This is a genomic window from Paenibacillus sp. 1781tsa1 (genome assembly GCF_024159265.1).
Classification (GTDB): domain Bacteria; phylum Bacillota; class Bacilli; order Paenibacillales; family Paenibacillaceae; genus Paenibacillus.
Genome location: NZ_JAMYWY010000001.1, coordinates 4313944 through 4330810, shown reverse-complemented (window position 1 = coordinate 4330810; position 16867 = coordinate 4313944). Strand labels below are relative to the sequence as shown.

General features: G+C 45.8%; 16 protein-coding genes. 14 read left to right on the top strand and 2 right to left on the bottom strand.

Annotated features, from left to right (window positions below; translation table 11 throughout):
* Positions 1 to 188: 188 nt before the first annotated feature.
* The 5 genes from NKT06_RS19470 to NKT06_RS19450 are packed head-to-tail and all read left to right on the top strand — an operon-like array spanning position 189 to position 4816.
* Complete coding sequence (locus tag NKT06_RS19470; protein ID WP_253442652.1) at positions 189 to 1238, top strand: amidohydrolase/deacetylase family metallohydrolase; 1050 nt, start codon at positions 189 to 191, stop codon at positions 1236 to 1238.
* Complete coding sequence (locus tag NKT06_RS19465; protein ID WP_253438217.1) at positions 1216 to 2325, top strand: DgaE family pyridoxal phosphate-dependent ammonia lyase; 1110 nt, start codon at positions 1216 to 1218, stop codon at positions 2323 to 2325. The genes NKT06_RS19470 and NKT06_RS19465 overlap by 23 nt, the downstream gene beginning before the upstream one ends.
* Positions 2322 to 3077: a 2-dehydro-3-deoxy-phosphogluconate aldolase gene (gene dagF / locus NKT06_RS19460; RefSeq protein ID WP_253438215.1), complete on the top strand. Its 756-nt coding sequence runs from the start codon at positions 2322 to 2324 to the stop codon at positions 3075 to 3077. The genes NKT06_RS19465 and dagF overlap by 4 nt, the downstream gene beginning before the upstream one ends.
* Positions 3070 to 4083, top strand: coding sequence for a sugar kinase (locus NKT06_RS19455; protein WP_253438212.1), 1014 nt, complete (start codon positions 3070 to 3072; stop codon positions 4081 to 4083). The genes dagF and NKT06_RS19455 overlap by 8 nt, the downstream gene beginning before the upstream one ends.
* Positions 4084 to 4093: 10 nt before the next feature.
* Complete coding sequence (locus NKT06_RS19450; protein ID WP_253438209.1) at positions 4094 to 4816, top strand: GntR family transcriptional regulator; 723 nt, start codon at positions 4094 to 4096, stop codon at positions 4814 to 4816.
* Positions 4817 to 4900: 84 nt separating this feature from the next.
* Here the strand turns inward: NKT06_RS19450 and NKT06_RS19445 are convergent, their stop codons facing one another.
* Positions 4901 to 5173 carry a hypothetical protein gene (locus tag NKT06_RS19445; protein ID WP_253438206.1) on the bottom strand — a complete coding sequence of 91 codons (273 nt, stop codon included), beginning with the start codon at positions 5171 to 5173 and terminating at the stop codon, positions 4901 to 4903.
* 165 nt (positions 5174 to 5338) lie between these two features.
* Between NKT06_RS19445 and NKT06_RS19440 the strand changes: the two genes are divergently transcribed.
* From NKT06_RS19440 to NKT06_RS19410, 7 genes are all read left to right on the top strand, one after another.
* A complete protein-coding gene (locus tag NKT06_RS19440; protein WP_253438203.1) occupies positions 5339 to 6145 on the top strand; it encodes a helix-turn-helix transcriptional regulator in 807 nt (268 codons plus the stop codon).
* A gap of 140 nt (positions 6146 to 6285) precedes the next feature.
* Entirely contained in the window at positions 6286 to 7242 is a 957-nt protein-coding gene (locus NKT06_RS19435; protein ID WP_253438200.1) for an aldo/keto reductase, read from the top strand.
* Between the two features lie 135 nt (positions 7243 to 7377).
* On the top strand, positions 7378 to 7974 hold the full coding sequence (locus NKT06_RS19430; protein ID WP_253438197.1) for a cupin domain-containing protein: 597 nt from the start codon (positions 7378 to 7380) through the stop codon (positions 7972 to 7974).
* Between the two features lie 215 nt (positions 7975 to 8189).
* Positions 8190 to 8870, top strand: coding sequence for a hypothetical protein (locus NKT06_RS19425; protein ID WP_253438194.1), 681 nt, complete (start codon positions 8190 to 8192; stop codon positions 8868 to 8870).
* Between the two features lie 553 nt (positions 8871 to 9423).
* Positions 9424 to 11013, top strand: a complete 1590-nt coding sequence (locus NKT06_RS19420; RefSeq protein ID WP_253438191.1) for a methyl-accepting chemotaxis protein — start codon at positions 9424 to 9426, stop codon at positions 11011 to 11013.
* Positions 11014 to 11038: 25 nt separating this feature from the next.
* Positions 11039 to 11464, top strand: a complete 426-nt coding sequence (locus NKT06_RS19415) for a chemotaxis protein CheW (RefSeq protein WP_253438188.1) — start codon at positions 11039 to 11041, stop codon at positions 11462 to 11464.
* Between the two features lie 14 nt (positions 11465 to 11478).
* The gene (locus tag NKT06_RS19410) at positions 11479 to 13500 is read left to right on the top strand and encodes a chemotaxis protein CheA (protein ID WP_253438184.1); all 2022 of its coding nucleotides are present in this window, start codon (positions 11479 to 11481) and stop codon (positions 13498 to 13500) included.
* Between the two features lie 91 nt (positions 13501 to 13591).
* Here NKT06_RS19410 and NKT06_RS19405 read toward each other — a convergent pair whose 3' ends face one another.
* On the bottom strand, positions 13592 to 14476 hold the full coding sequence (locus NKT06_RS19405; RefSeq protein ID WP_253438181.1) for a LysR family transcriptional regulator: 885 nt from the start codon (positions 14474 to 14476) through the stop codon (positions 13592 to 13594).
* A gap of 112 nt (positions 14477 to 14588) precedes the next feature.
* Between NKT06_RS19405 and zwf the strand changes: the two genes are divergently transcribed.
* Together zwf and fsa are read left to right on the top strand one after the other, a co-directional pair.
* The gene (zwf, locus tag NKT06_RS19400; protein ID WP_253438178.1) at positions 14589 to 16112 is read left to right on the top strand and encodes a glucose-6-phosphate dehydrogenase; all 1524 of its coding nucleotides are present in this window, start codon (positions 14589 to 14591) and stop codon (positions 16110 to 16112) included.
* Positions 16113 to 16148: 36 nt separating this feature from the next.
* Positions 16149 to 16814, top strand: a complete 666-nt coding sequence (gene fsa / locus NKT06_RS19395; RefSeq protein ID WP_091020607.1) for a fructose-6-phosphate aldolase — start codon at positions 16149 to 16151, stop codon at positions 16812 to 16814.
* The last annotated feature ends 53 nt before the right edge of the window (positions 16815 to 16867 follow it).

Here is a 16867-nt window from a genome sequence, read left to right as displayed (position 1 = left end):
GCATAAACATTATAACATTATAATCTTTAGAATAAAGTAGCTCATCATGCTTATTTTAACGATTTGGAAGTACAGATTTCATGAATCATTTTTTGAAATTTGCCTGTATACCGGGGTTGAAAAAGGAGATGGGATGAGTGGGCACAGAGAATGTGCTGCGCAATTTGCAGCTTGTTGACGGGCGGATCATGGATATCGCCATTCAGGACGGGATCATCACCGCCATGTCACCGCCAGGCCAGGCTGAAGGAGAAAATGAGTTGGATTGTTCAGGGTTATATGCGTCCAGTGGATGGATTGATCTGCATGTGCATGCCGTCCAGGACCTTGATCCCTATGGCGATGATATCGATGAAATAGGTGTGAAGCAGGGCGTAACAACGCTTGTAGATGCCGGAAGCTGCGGTGCAGATCGAATTGGAGCTTTCTATACCGCAAGACTACAGGCTGCTACACAAGTATTTGCTCTGTTGAATATTTCAAGGATCGGGCTCGAACGGACGGATGAACTGTCGCAGCTGGAATGGATTGACCGGGCCAAGGTACTGGAGGCAGCAGCGGCTTATCCTGATTTCATTGTTGGTCTGAAAGCCCGCATCAGCCAAAGTGTCGTCAAAGACAGCGGTATACAGCCACTCAAGTTGGCACGCGCACTCTCGGAAGAAACGAAGCTTCCGCTCATGGTTCACATCGGTTCTGCTCCGCCCGCGATCTCTGATGTGCTGGAGTTACTACAGTCGGGTGATGTAATCACCCATTATCTTAACGGCAAGTCCAACAATCTGTTTCATCCGGACGGCACACCGCTGCAAGAATTACTGGATGCGGCTGCTCGGGGAGTTCATCTGGATGTGGGGCATGGTACGGCGAGCTTCTCCTTCCGGATTGCAGAACAGGCCAAGGCTGCAGGCATTGCGCTGAATACAATCAGTACGGACATTTACCGAGGCAACCGTATGAATGGTCCGGTATACAGTATGGCGAATGTGCTGACGAAATTTCTGTACCTTGGCTACAGTCTGGAAGAGGTCATACGTGCGGTTACAAGAAGTCCAGCGGAGTGGCTCGGTAAGCCGGAACTCGGGCAGATTAGGGTGGGACAGCAGGCGAACCTGACTTTGTTTTCCCTGGAAGCAGGCGAAAAGCAACTTGAGGACTCGGAAGGTGATGTCCGGGTCACGCAACACTATATTGAGGCTAAAGGAGTCTTTGCTAATGGGTCACTCATTACAGGCTAAATATGGATTGAAGCGTGTTATTAATGCCAGTGGAAGAATGAGCATCCTTGGCGTTTCTGCACCAACGGATTCAGTCATGGATGCAATGAAACAGGGCGGACAGCGGTACGTGGAAATTGCGGAGCTTGTGAACAAATCCGGAGAATATATTACACAGTTACTTGGTTCGGAGAGCGCAGTTGTGGTGAACTCTGCATCCAGCGGTATTGCGTTGTCGGTTGCAGCCATTGTGACCGCCGGAGATTCGCGTCTAAGCCTTCGTCTGCACCAGGAGCCGATATTGAAAAATGAAATTATTATGCTCAAGGGACATAATGTGCAATATGGAGCGCCAGTTGAAACCATGATATTCCTTGGTGGCGGCCGGGTAGTGGAAGTCGGATATGCGAATGAAGGCCGCAAGGAGCATATCGATCAGGCGATCGGTGAACACACTGCAGCCATTCTTTATGTTAAATCCCATCATACTGTTCAGAAAAACATGATTTCAGTGGAAGAGGCCTGGGAGGTTGCACAGCGCAGAGGGGTGCCGCTGATTGTGGATGCAGCAGCAGAAGAGGATCTGCGCAAATATATCCAATTTTCGGATCTGGCCATTTACAGCGGGTCAAAAGCTATTGAAGGCCCTACTTCCGGCATTGTCGCCGGCAAAAAGAAATATGTGGAGTGGTTACAGGTACAGCTGCACGGGATTGGCCGCAGCATGAAGGTCGGCAAAGAGACCATTTTTGGGTTACTTCAAGCTCTGGAGGAATACCAGGACAAAGCGGACAATAGTGAACGAGAGAAGCAAACGCTGGAGGCTCTTCAGCCACTTGGTGGACTTCCTGGTGTTTCAGTCCGCATCGTGCAGGATGAAGCCGGTAGATCGATTTTCCGAGGACGTGTCCAGATTGATTCCTCTCTTGCTGGGGTGGATGCGAAGAAAGTGAATGACCAGCTTCGTGAAGGTGTAATTGCGGTATATACCCGAGACTATGGCGTCAATCAGGGGTATTTCGATATTGATCCAAGGTCGCTGCAAGGGGATGATTTGCAGGTCATCGTCAGCAGAATACATGAAATCGTGGGAGGCAAACCAGAATGAGTCATATTCAGCAGTGTCTGTATAAGAATAGGGCGGCAATGAATGTACTGGCAGGAAGTATCGGGAACGCTAGAGATGTATACGAGGCTGCGGAAGGTTATGTACTTGTGGGTGTGCTCTCCAAAAATTATGCTACGTCGGAGGAAGCCGTAGTTGCCATGACTGAATATGGTCAGGCTATTCAAGAAGCCGTATCCATCGGACTTGGGGCTGGAGACAGCCGTCAGGCTGCAGTTGTGGCCGAGATTGCCGTGAGCTACCCGGGAAGCCATATCAATCAGGTATTCCCGGCAGTGGGGGCAACCCGTGCCAATCTGGGACCTAAAGATAGTTGGATTAACTGCCTGGTATCTCCGTGCGGGCAGCCAGGCTATGTAAATATATCGACTGGCCCTGTTAGTTCAGTAACCACTCCGCAGGCCATTGTTCCGGTTCATGCCGCCATTGCACTGGTTCGTGACATGGGAGGGAACGCGCTCAAATATTATCCGATGCAGGGATTGAAGTTGGAGGAGGAGTACCGTGCGGTTGCCAAGGCTTGTGGGGAAGCGAATTTTGCTCTGGAGCCCACTGGCGGAATTGATCTGGACAACTTTGGACCCATTCTAGAGATTGCACTACAGGCAGGTGTACCTCAGGTTATACCACATGTCTATTCTTCAATTATTGATTCACAGACCGGGAGTACGAACGTACAGGATGTCCGCAGACTACTGGAAACAATGAAATCGCTGGTGGACCGGTATGCCTAGGGTTGCTGCTTTTGGCGAAGTGATGATGCGGCTGCAGGTTCCGGGCTACGAAACGCTGGTCCAGAGCAGCAGGCTGGAGTATTCTTTTTCCGGCAGCGGGGTGAATGTAACGGCAGCATTAGCCAGATACGGCCATAACGGCGCTCTTATTACGACCTTGCCGGAAACTCCGGTGGGCGAAGCGGCTATCGCTTATCTGCGCAAGCTTGGGGTGGATACCTCTCTTATTAGACAGGGCGGTAGACACCTTGGGATGTATTTTCTGGAGAATGGCTTTGGAGCCCGTCCAGGCAGAGTCACTTACACAGACCGGCTGGGCAGCAGTTTCAATACTGCGGATGCGACCAATTATGATATGAAAGATCTTGCCTCCCGGATCGACGTTCTTCATTTGTGTGGCATTACGCTGGCTATGAATGATGGCGTGCGCAAGCAGATGAAACGGCTTGCTGAGGAAGTGAAGAGTGCTGGGGGCAAGGTTGTATTTGATTGTAATTACCGTCCTGCGTTATGGGGGACGGATGGCTATGTCAAGGCCCGCCCGCATTATGAGGAACTGCTGAGGCTGGCAGATCTGGTGCTAATGAATGAGAAGGATGCGATGGGTATTCTTGGCATCGGAACCGGAGAATATGATAGAATAACACAGATGAAGCAAGCGATTCCTGAAGTTGCACAGCGCTTCGGAATCGGAACGGTAGCAGGAACCCACCGTGAGATTAACGCGGACCATACGCATTCCTTGACAGGATATATCTATCATCAAGGTACGTTCGTATTTTCCCGCAAGCTAACATTCCCGGTGTACGACCGGATTGGTGCCGGCGATGTGTTTGCCAGCGCCATCATCCATGGGGAATTGCAGCAATATCCACAGGAACATACGGTTAATATGGCAGTGGCGGCAGCGATGCTGGCCCATACCACACAAGGTGATACAGCGCTTTTTACTGAGAATGAGGTGCTCCGGGCGCTGTCGGACCATACCTCAGATGTTGAAAGGTAGTGAACAGTGAGTGTCCCTAAAGCGCAAGCAAGGTCCTTTATATCAGCAAATCCAAAAAATTCTCAAAGATCGGATTCTACATGGCGTATATCCTCTCGGAAGCATCATTCCCTCCGAGCCACAGCTGGAGAAGGAATTCGGGGTCAGTAAAATGACAGTCCGGGGTGCGGTCCAAGAGCTGTCCCAGGAAGGCTACGTTCAGAAGAAAAGCGGTGTTGGAACGATAGTGATGCGCAATACCTCTCATCAGAAGCTCTCAAAGGGCAAACGGTTTACGGAACTGCTCGTAGAAGAGGGGCATAAGCTGGAAAAAAAAGTTCTGAATTCCCGGTTACTGACCAATGATGCCGGAACGGAGCAATATGGTCTCTACGGGCCGTACTGCCAGCGGATTGAAAGGCTCTATATTTTTAACGGACAACCTTATATTCATCTGATACACTTCTTGGCAGCAGCTGCATTGCCCGGCGGAGGCAAGCAAGAAATGAATGCAGACATCCAATCGCTGTATGATTCATTGGAGGAGAACGACATTTTGCTGGAGAACTTCAAAGACCGTTTCTTTGTAGAGCCGGCAGCTCCTGAGGTATGCCAACTACTGAATATCCCCCCGGGGACGCATCTGCTCAAGCGCCTTCGTAACTCCTTCGACGGAGAAGGCAGATTAATTGAGCACAGTATCGGCTGTTATAACACGGAACTTCATCATTATCTGGTTAGTTATGACACTTGAGGCCGGCGGACATATCGTGCAAGAAATAGTATGCATACAAAAAAGGGTCCTGCACTTTTGATACCAGGACCCTTTTTGCGTAAATTAGAAATCCTTCAAACGATCAAATACCTCATATAATTCCTCGTGATTAACCTTAACCGAAAGATCTTGTCGCAGTTCTAATTGCTCATTCAACTGATCCAGCAACTCCGTTAGAACAACATAAATCTCTTCCCGCTCAACAGTTTCAATAAAGCCGGTCTTGGCATCCATCTTGTTGAAGGTCTGTGTGTAGTTCTCAACCATGGATACGAGCTGCTTGTGTAGAGACTCCTGATCGATGAAGACTTGACTTAATTGACGAATTTCCTTCAAGCACTCCTTGTATTTTCGTTCTGCACCATTCGATGCTAAGCTACTTGTAAACCAAGGATTCTGCAGAACTAATAATAGATGAATTATATCAAAGTCATTTAGTGACTACCATTTTGGGATAGAGCCGAATAGGCTTGAATACTTTTATAAAAAGGAACGATGTCTATGGATACAGGTATGAGCCGTAACAAAAAACTGGGTGATTTTCTGAAATCACGTAGAAGCCGCATTCAACCGGAACAAGTTGGATTGTCAGGATCTTATGGACAGCGAAGAACACCGGGGCTAAGGCGGGAAGAAGTAGCGGTACTGGCTGGTGTCAGTGCAACGTACTACACGTGGCTTGAACAAGGAAGGGAGTTGGCACCTTCACGAGAAGTAATGCAAAGTATAGCGAACGCGCTCCGGTTAACGCCGGAAGAGAAGAGTCATCTGTTTGACTTATGGGACCCGAATACGGAACATGAATTCCTTGCTTCGTACTCACAGCTGGATCCAGGTTGGCAGAGTATTATTGGCCAGTTGACGCATCCTTCTTTTATTACCAATGAACGTTCTGAGGTACTTGCCTGGAATGACGCAGCGGATAAGAACCTCTTTAACTTCTCGTCGATGAATATGAATGAGCGTCTAATGATGCGGATTTTATTTTTGGATGCAACGCTCAGGGAGCGTATGCACAATTGGGATGAATTCGCGCGGCACTCGGTAGCTGTTTTCCGTACGTATTATGATAAGTATCCGAGTGACCCCGAATTTACCAGAATCGTGAAACAATTGAGTGAAGAAAGTGTGGACTTCCGAACGATCTGGAATCTGCACCAAGTCGAATTAAAACAAGTGAATCGTGTGCTGCTTGAAACGACGGATCGGTCAGATGGTGTTGTACATGCGTACGATATCTATTCCATGAATAATCTGAACAGCCAATCAGGCATTCATTGCTGTATTTATGTTCCTGTTGTCATGTAGTAGGTTAATTAGATTAGACTAGTAATTTCTTTACTAGCATACACGGAGTGTGGTTGGGTTCTCGGTATTGAAATAGAATGAACTTAAGCTCAAACGTAGCTATTTATCGTTTCTATTTTAATATGAAAAGAGGGAGCCTCATGCTCAAGACAAGAACGTTAGGCAATGACAAATTACGTATATCTGGGCTCGGCCTGGGTGTGATGATGATGCCGGATAATGACGAATCGGTACATACCATTCAGGGTGCACTGGATGCAGGAGTCACCATGTTTGATACGGCGGATCTGTACGGAGAGTATGAAAAACAGCGATTTGGAGGGAATGAAAAACTGCTTGGGCGTGCGCTACAAGGTCGAAGATCTGACGTTGTTGTTGCCACCAAATTCGGTATTACGCACACACAGGGCCCCAAAGGAGATCCGGCCTACATTAAAAAATCAGTAGATGCGAGTCTCTACAACCTGGGAATGGATTATATCGATCTGTATTATCAACATCGTCCTGATCCGAATACCCCCATTGAAGAGACGGTAGGCACGCTTGCTGATCTGGTTCAACAGGGTAAGATTCGATATATTGGTTTGTCCGAGGCGCCAGTAGAGATCATTCGTCGTGCACATGCTGTTCATCCGATTACAGCGTTGCAGACGGAATATTCCTTGTGGAGTCGAGAGCTTGAGGATGAGATTATGCCTGTCCTGCATGAATTGAACATTGGCTTGGTTCCATACAGCCCATTGGGACGTGGCTTCCTGACTGGTCAGATCCGATCTATAGATGACTTGCCGGAAGACGATTATCGTCGTCACTATCCGCGTTTCCAAGGTGAGAATTTTCAGAAAAATCTGGAGGTTGTTGGATTGATCCAAGAGATGGCTAAGGAAAAAGGATGCACGGTTTCTCAACTTGCTCTGGCCTGGTTACTTGGAAAGGGAGAACATATCGTTCCGATTCCGGGGACCCGTAATTTGGATAGAGTTCACGAGAACTTAGGCGCGTTAGAGGTTTCGCTTACGGATGATGAGATGAAGCAGATTGATCGCATATCACCTCAAGGCATTGCAGCCGGAGGCAGATTCCCTGGCCAAGTCTAGCTCCTTAAGACAAGATACAAGAAACCTGCAGTTTCGGATGAAAAAGAATGTATAACAGGTCAACGGTATTATCTTTCTACTCTCCGGCATACAGTACAACAATGAGATGTATGCTCAAGGAGGAGAAATGATCGAATGATGAATCCGATTTTGCAAGCCCCAAATGTTCCGCTAGCTGCCGATTCCAATGCGGTGGTCAATTATCAAAGGGATTCACGCAACTATGTAACCCAGTTGTTTGGAGAACAGCTGCCGACCATTGCAAATGGTTTCTTCAACGTATACTTAAGCAAAGGAATTATTGTGCAGCCACACTGGCACACCAATGTCACGGAGATGGTTGTAGTCATCAGTGGTGAAATTACAGCGTCAGTCTTTAATCCGTTTACGCGTGAACGATTGACATATCGTCTGAAACCAGGTCAGGTTGTGGTATTTCCGAAAGGCTGGTTTCACTGGTTTGTTGCTGAGACTGATGACGTATATGTATTAACGATCTTTGATCAACCAACGCCTGATATTGTGTTTGGAGCAGATTTCTTGGCAGCTACACCGCCCGAGGTGGCTCACCGCGCGTACTGTTTGGATGAAGAGGCGTATGCCAGAGCCATTGCGTCCATTAAAAATGATGCCATTCTGGGCCCTCCAATAGGATGTGATACACAGGTTTCTGATCAATCGACTTCCCCTTCCGAGACGTCCGTGTCACCATCCAGTAAGCTGAAGTCTTAATTCAAATTCCTTATTCATTATAAAAGTACAGAGCCTGTAACTGGAGAATAACAGTTGCAGGTTTTTTTGACGTTTCGATGTGTCGATGTGATTATTGTATGAAGTGTATGAAGGGGTTGGCATTATATTAGAAAAAAATTCAAAATCCTTGAGTCAGTGTGTTACGTTCTCTGTTAGTATAGTATGAACATCCAACGAAAACGGAGGACTCATGAATGAACATGTCAGAGATGGAAACACTTGAAACTGCAATGAGTTATGCACCTATCTTGATGTTTGATAGAAACGAACCCTTTTATCCGGATTTTGTTGGCATTTCTGTGTTGCATCAATCAGGGCCTTCACCATCGTTCAGAAGGGACATTGAGTTCCCAAGCGAGGTAGTTCAATACGTGATTGAATATGCAATTTGGTGGGATTATGAGATCGGACATCTGTATGAAATGGAGCATGTATGGGTTTATGTGGGCCATGACGGAGAGGTTGTAGACTGTGAAGCCAGCTTTCATGGGAAGGTACTGCGTGGATTGTTGAAGGAACGGGTCAATGTGGTTGGACGTCATGTATGTCTGTACTCGCAGCCTGGCAAACATGCTTTCTCACCACTTCCGGTTGTATTTGAGTTATTGCCTAACCTGTATAGTGCCACAGGTTCGAAAGCTGGATGTGATGGGCTACTTGTGAATGAGTTGTTTCAAGGTTATTTTGAAACGAATGAACAGATCGATGCTCAGGTGGAGCGTTATCTGAAGACCAAAGCGTTCGTACCTACCATGGAGTTCGAAGAATATGTATTAAAACCGGAGATGTTTATGACATGGGATAATCTGTTTGGTATTATTCCACACAGGATTAAGGATCGCTTAATGGAACTGGAGCAGTTATATAACACATAAGAATTTAGTTTTAAATGGGTTTTGTATTAATTTAAAGTGTGTTTTTTTGTTTCGAAACCAAACTCTGTTGATTCGAGTTTGGTTTTTTTTATGGGAATATGGACTCACTTTGAGTATGTATTTGTTAGACTTAAGTCTTGGAATGTGGAGTATAAACATCAAAATATATCATTTTTTTTGCGTGGAATATGATATGTGTTAGACGGAAGAACTATACAACTTCTTATGTAAATATTAGAAGACCATATCATATTTGAGTTTGCATGGAGATGTATATGTAAGTCAATGCAGATTGTTGAATATACGTATATATGTAAGATGGAAAAACAGTTTAATGGGTAAAAAGTATAATTTATATTAAAAAGAAGATTCTTTATATCTGAAATAAAAATTCATAATAGTGCAATTTTATAGAAATAAAAATTTTCTATTCAGTTTTAATATATTTATGTCGAAATAGATCGTAAGTTGTCTGGAGCGCGACCTAGAGAAGGGTTTACCAACCAAGCGTTATATACATAACTGGACACTACGATGCCTAGGAGGAGATTACATGAAGTGGTTTGGAAACTTGAAAACAGCAACAAAGATTATCTCAGCATTTTTGATTGTGTCGATAATCCTTGCGGCGCTTGGGGTCTACTCCGTAGTAACTTTGAGAAGTACGAATGAACGAATGCAAGAGATGTATAACAACAACTTGATTTCGGTTAGAGAACTATCCTCGGCCCAGGTTGATTATCAGAGGTTACGGGTAAACGTGCGTGATTTGAACTACGAAACTGTTGCAGCAGAACAGACCCGAGTTACGGAAAATATCGCTACAATTCGTCAATCCATGGAGGAGCGACTTGCTACGTACCGTCCTCTTGCTACTACTCCGGAAGAAGTGGAACTGCTTCGTAAATTAGATACCCAGTACGACAGTTATATGAAACTGTATGATCAGGGCGTCACTATGGCAATATCAGAGGATGATGCCGCGTTTATCGCTTTCCTGAAAGCAACATTGAAACCTCCTGGCGATGAAGTGGTAAAAACGCTCGCAGACCTGGTGAACCTCAATGTAACCCTCGCAGAACAAGCTAACATCAAGTCTGAAGAAGCTTACAACACTGCATTTGCGGTAACGATTGTTATGGTGGTCGCATCTGTACTCTTTAGTATCCTCATTGGTTACTTGATCTCTCGCTCGATTTCGAAACCACTCATGTCCATGTTGGGTCTGGCAACGGAAGTGGCTAATGGTAATCTTACCCTCAAATCAGACATCTCCAGTAAAGATGAAGTGGGTCAACTGGCAGCAGCACTGAATCGTATGGTCGACAACCTGAAAGAGTTAATCAACAATATCGTGTTGAACTCCCAAAGTGTTGCTGCTTCTTCGGAACAGATCTCAGCCAGTACACAGGAAATCGCAAGTACCAGCACAAGTCAATCCAGCGAGGCAGGAAACATCTCCGAATTGTTCAAGGAGCTTTCACTTGCCATTAACTCTGTCGCTGCAAGTGCGGAAGAAGCAGCTGAATTGTCCAATGATACTGTGAAGACTGCGCGTGAAGGTGGACTTGTTGTACAGACTTCATTGGAAGGTATGCAAGCTGTTAATACGAAAATGACCAAACTTGAAGATGATTCCCGTAAAATCGGTGACATCATTGAAGTGATTGACGATATCGCTGAGCAGACCAATCTGCTTGCGCTGAATGCAGCAATTGAAGCGGCACGTGCGGGAGAACAAGGGCGAGGATTTGCCGTAGTAGCAGATGAAGTCAGGAAGCTTGCAGAACGAAGCGGCGAGGCGACCAAAGAAATTACAGCCATCATCAAAGCGATGCAGGAAAATACGAGACAAAGTGTACAGGCCGTAGCAGCCAGTGTTGAACAGTCTTCCATGACTGGGCAGGCGTTTGATCAGATTATTGATATGGTCAATAACTCCTCCCAGAAAGTAAACGAAATTGCAGCTGCATGTGAGGAAGAGGCGGCTCAAGCGGCAGAAGTGATGAGTTCTGTTGAATCCATCTCGGCTTCCAGTGAAGAATCGGCGGCTGCATCAGAAGAGACTGCGGCAACCTGCCAGTCATTGGCACATCTGGCAGAAGAGCTGGCGAATTCTGCGGCTGCCTTCAAAACCCAATAAACCAAATTGAATTGAGGGTGAATCGATGTCTTCACTTCAGAAGGAACAATATATTGAGCTGTCGGTAGGTGCAGAGACTTGCGCCATTCGAATCGAAGAAATTCACGAAATTATTAAAATGCTCAGCATTACAGATATCCCATTCAGCCGTCCAGAGATCAAAGGGGTAGTTAATCTGCGTGGCAAGGTTGTATGTGTGATGAGCCTGCGCAACCTGCTGGGTATGCCGGATGAACCGGATACCAGAGCAACTCGAATTATCGTAGTTCGGTATCAGGATGAATATATTGGCTTGATCGTGGATCGGGTGAACAAGGTAACCACATATTCGGAAATACATCCGCCAACCGGAGGTTACGGTCGTAACCGTGAAGGGGCATTCCATGGTGTAGGTCAACATGGAGACGAGCTTGTGGGCATTTTGAAATTGGAAGAAATATTGGGCGGTTAGGGAGGAATACACGAATGATGGATTTGTCTGCCTACCGTGACATCTTTATCGAAGAACTGAATGATCAACTGGAACGGATGGATCAGTCTTTGCTGGCATTGGAGCTTTCGCCTTCTGTTGAACTGGTTCAAACGCTGTTTCGGGCAGCCCACACCATCAAGGGATCGGCATCCACAATGGATTTTCGTGAATTAAGCGACCTCACTCATGAGGTGGAGTATGCCCTTGAATGGGTCAGGGAGAAAAAACCTGAGATGACTTCGGAGCTAATTGATACGTTGTTCCGTTCTTTGGACGCCATGAAGGTGCTTCGCGATCAGTATATCCGTGGGGAAGCCTATGCAGACTTTCGAGCGGTAGTACGAGAAATAAAGGATCTAATTCAAACCCCGGCAGTAGTCGGAAAACTTGTAACACCTCAATTGCAACCAGCAGAATCGATTGTTGCACAGGTTGCTGTCGTGTCAGGCAAGCACCTATTGTCCATTCACATTGTGCTTGAGCATAAGTGCCAGATGAAAGCAGCCAGATATCATATTTTGCGCCAACGCATTGAGGACATATGTGGGACTGTGGTTACAACTTCTCTCATGGAGATGCAACCGGGCGCGCAGAATGAAGATGACCATTATAGTCAGTTCATCATCATCGTGGCAACTTCGAAGGACCGTCAGCAGCTTGAGACAGAATTGTCTACAGACTCGGATATTCATATGTTGGAGATTCATCCATATATGCTGGAATCCAATGAGATTGCAGCGACTTCTGCACCAGTTGAATTAATCTCTGAACCAGAGCAAACAAAACCAAGCTTGCCTACCGTGACTACATCAGGCTCGGGCTCGGATGAGAAAGTGAAAGCTGCTCAACCTACAGTTCGTGTGAGTGTTGAACGTCTGGACCATTTGATGAATTTGGTGGGTGAACTGCTAATTGATCAGACATCCCTTGCAGATCTGAGTGGATCGGGTGCGCGTAAGGAGTCTTCCTCACTCATCCAGAGTATTGGTGGCGTATCCGATCATATGGGTAGGGTTATCAAGGAACTGCAAGAAGGTGTAATGAAGACACGGATGTTACCCATCGATCAACTATTCAGTCGCTTCCCGAGATTGGTTCGTGATCTTTCGCAGAAGCTGGGTAAAGATCTGGAACTGGTTATTCAAGGTGGAGAGACTGAACTTGACCGGATGATTATTGAAGAATTGAGTGACCCGCTAATCCATCTCATCCGCAACAGTGCAGATCATGGCATTGAAAGCGCAGAGGTTCGTGGAGAGCTGGGCAAGCCGTCCAAGGGACGTATTACCTTAACTTCGTTCCATGAAGAGAATCATGTCGTTATTCGGTATTCGGATGATGGTAAAGGTATCGATGGGGAGAAGATTAAGGCTTCCGCCTTGGGCAAAGGCATCATTAGTGAGGAACAGGCTGCACGCCTAACAACACAGGAGGCTGTGCATCTCATATTTGAGCCCGGGTTCTCCACAGCTTCTTCTGTAAGTGAAGTATCAGGTCGCGGCGTTGGAATGGACATCGTGCGCAGCCAGATTGGGCGGCTTAACGGTATCATTGATATTGATACGGAGGTTGGTGTTGGCACCACGTTTACGATTCGTCTACCACTCACTTTGGCGATTATTAAAGGTCTGTTAGTCAAAGTATCGGATCGTGTTCTGATCTTGCCGATGTACAACGTGTCCGAGATTGTTCGAATCTCACCTGAAGATATTCAGATGATCCAAGGGCAACAAGCCATTCTGAATCATGGACGAATTGTACCCTTTCACCGACTGTGTGACAGACTCAACTATCCTCGAACGGACCGCAAATCCAAAACCATTCCACTGGTGATTGTGCGTTCCGTCGACAAAATTGCAGCATATGCAGTAGATGAGATCATTGGAAATCAGGAAGTCGTTATTAAGACACTCGGTACGTATCTGGGTGCGATGAACCATCTTTCTGGTGCAACGATCCTTGGTAATGGTAAGGTTGCCCTTATATTGGACGCGTCCTATCTGGTCAGTCATTAATCGTTGTATACGTATCCTGCAGGTTAAAGAGCCTCATCATCCATAACGGGATGGTGGGGCTCTTTGTTGTACTTTTTGACATGGTAACCACTCAGGACTGGAAAATAAGATCCATAAACCGGTTGGCAGCCAAAGAAATCGGCATATTGCGCTTGGTCATAATCCCCACATGGGAAGGGGGGAGCGGGACATCAAGCTGAATTTCGAAGAGAGAACCTTCCTCCAGCTCCTTGGAGATAAACTCACGTGTGACATAGGAAATACCCAGTCCTCGACGCGCAAACTCAATCAATAGATCAACGCTACCGACCTCAATCTCAGGTTTCAACGTGTAATTATAGCTGTTAAACAACTCGGTTATAGCCATCCGAACCCGGCTGTTCCGGGAGAAGAGAATCAGTTGATGCTCTAGAAGCATCTCAAGTGTCATGACTTTACCCTTCAACTGAGCATAACGTTCCCCAGCTACAAAACAGTCTTTCAACTGAATGCTTTCCCTGACTTCGAGCTGCGGATCAACAATGGGCATTCGAACCACACCAAGATCGATCTTGCCTTCTTTTAGAAAGGTAATGACTTCCGGCGTGGTTCCATGACTCAGATGTAGCTTGATGTTAGGATACAGGGTGTGGAATTCCTCCAGATAGGCCAGCATGTAATGCTTGAACAGGGAGTCACTGCCACCAATCCGGAGTTCACCATTGTCGAGATTCTTCAATGCGGCCATTTTTTCTTCCGCAAGCGAGATCAGAATCTGGGATTGTTCAATATAGGAATACAGACTGGCACCTTCCTGTGTCAATGCTACACCCTTGGAATTTCGATAAAACAGGGTAAGACCAAAGCTCTCTTCCAATTGCTTAATGGCATGACTGACGCTGGGTTGAGTGATATACAGTGCTTTTGCAGCCTGTGTCAAACTTCCCGTTTTGGCGGCCCAATAAAAGACTTTATATAGTTCGTAATTTGTAGTCATAGATGTTGTCTATAGCTCCTGTGAAATATATTAATTACTTGTATGGCTATAAAACGTATTATAGTGTAACTACAACAAAGAAACCAGAGTTACTTGGAAGGAGAACGGTGAGATGGAACCAACTACCATTGTTTTATTTGGTGCTACTGGCGATTTAGCCAAAAGAAAAATATATCCTGCCTTATATAACTTATATCTTGAGCAGAAGCTTCCTGAAACCTTCTCATTGATTGGTCTGGGGCGTAGAGAGTGGTCTGATGAATTCTTTCAGGCACAAGTGGAAAAATCATTAAATGAATTTTCCAGACGCCAGGCAGATCCTGAAGTTGTGAAGTCATTTGTGAAAGCTTTTCGCTACAGTGTATTGAATATAAGCCATAAGGAAGATTATATAAAGCTGTTGGGATTAGTTGAACAAAGAGAAGCTGAGCTTGGCATTCCGTCCAACCGCTTGTTCTATCTCTCGGTTGGTCCGGAATTCTTCGAACCCATTGCAGAGAACATTCAACAAATTGGGCTGGGTTCCACAGAGGGCTGGAAGCGTCTCGTCATCGAGAAGCCATTTGGTCACGATCTGCAGTCCGCCCGAGACCTTAATCGCAAATTAAGCGAATCGTTCACGGAGGAAGAGATTTATCGGATTGACCACTATTTGGGCAAACCGATGGTACAGCGCCTGGAGACGTTACATCAGAGTAACCCAATCATGAAGGCGTTATGGAACAACCGCTACATCTCCAATGTGCAAATTACGGCTAATGAGACTGTAGGTGTCGAAGAACGTGCATCCTATTATGATCATGTAGGTGCAGTGCGAGACATGTTCCAGAATCATATGTTGCAATTGCTCATGATGATGGCGATTCAGCTTCCATACAACAGTACTTCCGAAAAAGTTGGATTGAAGAAAAAGCACATTATGGAATCAATCCAGCCGTTACAAAAGCAAACCGTGGGCGCAAGCATCATCCGTGGACAGTATGCAGAAGGCAACATTCAAGGCAAACCGGTAAATGCTTATGCTGCTGAACCGGGTGTAGCGGAGAATACGATGAATGACACATTCATTGCTGCCAAATTGCAAATCGATGATTTCTTCTGGCGCGGTGTTCCGTTTTACATTCGTACGGGTAAAAGAATGAAGGAGAAATCAACACGTATCGTGATTGAATTCAAAGAACCTTCAGGACAAACGAATGTGCTGAAAAACAAGGGTTCCAAGCCAAACCTGCTCGTCATTGAGATGAGTCCTGATCAGAGCATGACATTGCAACTGAATGCAAGTGATCCTGAGAATAAAGGTGAATTCAAACCGGTTCATATCGATCTTTCTCCGGATAAAGGTGACCTTGCGGAAGCTTACGAGAATCTGATTCGTGATGCTTTGCTAGGTGATCCAACATTCTTTGCCCACTGGGATGAAGTAGAATTGTCATGGGCATGGGTGCAACCTATTCTGGATGCATTCCAGGAAAATCTGTTGCCACTTCACCTGTATCCTGCAGGTAGCTATGGTCCGGCTGAATCAGATGCTATGCTTGAAGAAGATGGTCACCACTGGTGGTTTGATGAGCCGGCGGATCAGGAGTCTGTAGTTACAAATAGCATACCCTTGGCGGTTAATGCAAATCTCTAAACCAAAATAAAAAATATATCTGGAGGTAATTTAATCATGAAATTTTTTATCGATACAGCTAACGTGGAAGATATCCAAAAAGCATACAAAATCGGCGTATTGTCTGGTGTAACAACAAACCCATCTCTGGTAGCCAAAGAAGGCGTGAAATTCGAAGATCGTATTGAAGAAATCTTGCGGTTGGTACCTGAAGTTGAGTCCGTTTCTGCGGAAGTGACACCAGATGCCCTCACTGCTGAAGATATGATTGCACAAGCGAACGAATTGATCAAAATTAACAACAGCGACAAAAACATTACGATCAAATTGCCAATGACACTTGCAGGACTTGAAGCTTGCCGTTACTTGACCAAAAAAGGCGTGAAAACCAACGTAACGTTGATCTTCACGGTGAACCAGGCGCTTCTGGCTGCTCGTGCTGGTGCGACATATGTATCTCCATTCCTGGGACGTCTTGATGATATCTCTGAGGATGGCGTACAATTGGTTACCAAAATTGCTGAATTGTTCCGTACACATAACCTGGATGCACAGATTATTGCGGCTTCCGTAAGACATCCGGATCACGTTACACGTGTAGCAATGGCGGGAGCACATATCGCGACTGTTCCATTCTCCGTCATTGAACAAATCTCCAAACACCCACTGACAGATCAAGGTATGGACAAATTTGCAGCGGACTGGAAAAAAACAGTACAATAATCACTGAACATTTATTCGTTTCAACTTACAATAGAATTATATAAATCATGGAG

What these genes read in the sequence shown, in the direction of transcription:
- NKT06_RS19470 (WP_253442652.1), top strand. Translation starts at nt 189, where the DNA reads ATGGATATCGCCATTCAGGACGGGATCATCACCGCCATGTCACCGCCA.
- NKT06_RS19465 (WP_253438217.1), top strand. Translation starts at nt 1,216, where the DNA reads ATGGGTCACTCATTACAGGCTAAATATGGATTGAAGCGTGTTATTAAT.
- dagF (WP_253438215.1), top strand. Translation starts at nt 2,322, where the DNA reads ATGAGTCATATTCAGCAGTGTCTGTATAAGAATAGGGCGGCAATGAAT.
- NKT06_RS19455 (WP_253438212.1), top strand. Translation starts at nt 3,070, where the DNA reads ATGCCTAGGGTTGCTGCTTTTGGCGAAGTGATGATGCGGCTGCAGGTT.
- NKT06_RS19440 (WP_253438203.1), top strand. Translation starts at nt 5,339, where the DNA reads ATGGATACAGGTATGAGCCGTAACAAAAAACTGGGTGATTTTCTGAAA.
- NKT06_RS19435 (WP_253438200.1), top strand. Translation starts at nt 6,286, where the DNA reads ATGCTCAAGACAAGAACGTTAGGCAATGACAAATTACGTATATCTGGG.
- NKT06_RS19430 (WP_253438197.1), top strand. Translation starts at nt 7,378, where the DNA reads ATGATGAATCCGATTTTGCAAGCCCCAAATGTTCCGCTAGCTGCCGAT.
- NKT06_RS19425 (WP_253438194.1), top strand. Translation starts at nt 8,190, where the DNA reads ATGAACATGTCAGAGATGGAAACACTTGAAACTGCAATGAGTTATGCA.
- NKT06_RS19420 (WP_253438191.1), top strand. Translation starts at nt 9,424, where the DNA reads ATGAAGTGGTTTGGAAACTTGAAAACAGCAACAAAGATTATCTCAGCA.
- NKT06_RS19415 (WP_253438188.1), top strand. Translation starts at nt 11,039, where the DNA reads ATGTCTTCACTTCAGAAGGAACAATATATTGAGCTGTCGGTAGGTGCA.
- NKT06_RS19410 (WP_253438184.1), top strand. Translation starts at nt 11,479, where the DNA reads ATGATGGATTTGTCTGCCTACCGTGACATCTTTATCGAAGAACTGAAT.
- NKT06_RS19405 (WP_253438181.1), bottom strand. Translation starts at nt 14,476, where the DNA reads ATGACTACAAATTACGAACTATATAAAGTCTTTTATTGGGCCGCCAAA.
- zwf (WP_253438178.1), top strand. Translation starts at nt 14,589, where the DNA reads ATGGAACCAACTACCATTGTTTTATTTGGTGCTACTGGCGATTTAGCC.
- fsa (WP_091020607.1), top strand. Translation starts at nt 16,149, where the DNA reads ATGAAATTTTTTATCGATACAGCTAACGTGGAAGATATCCAAAAAGCA.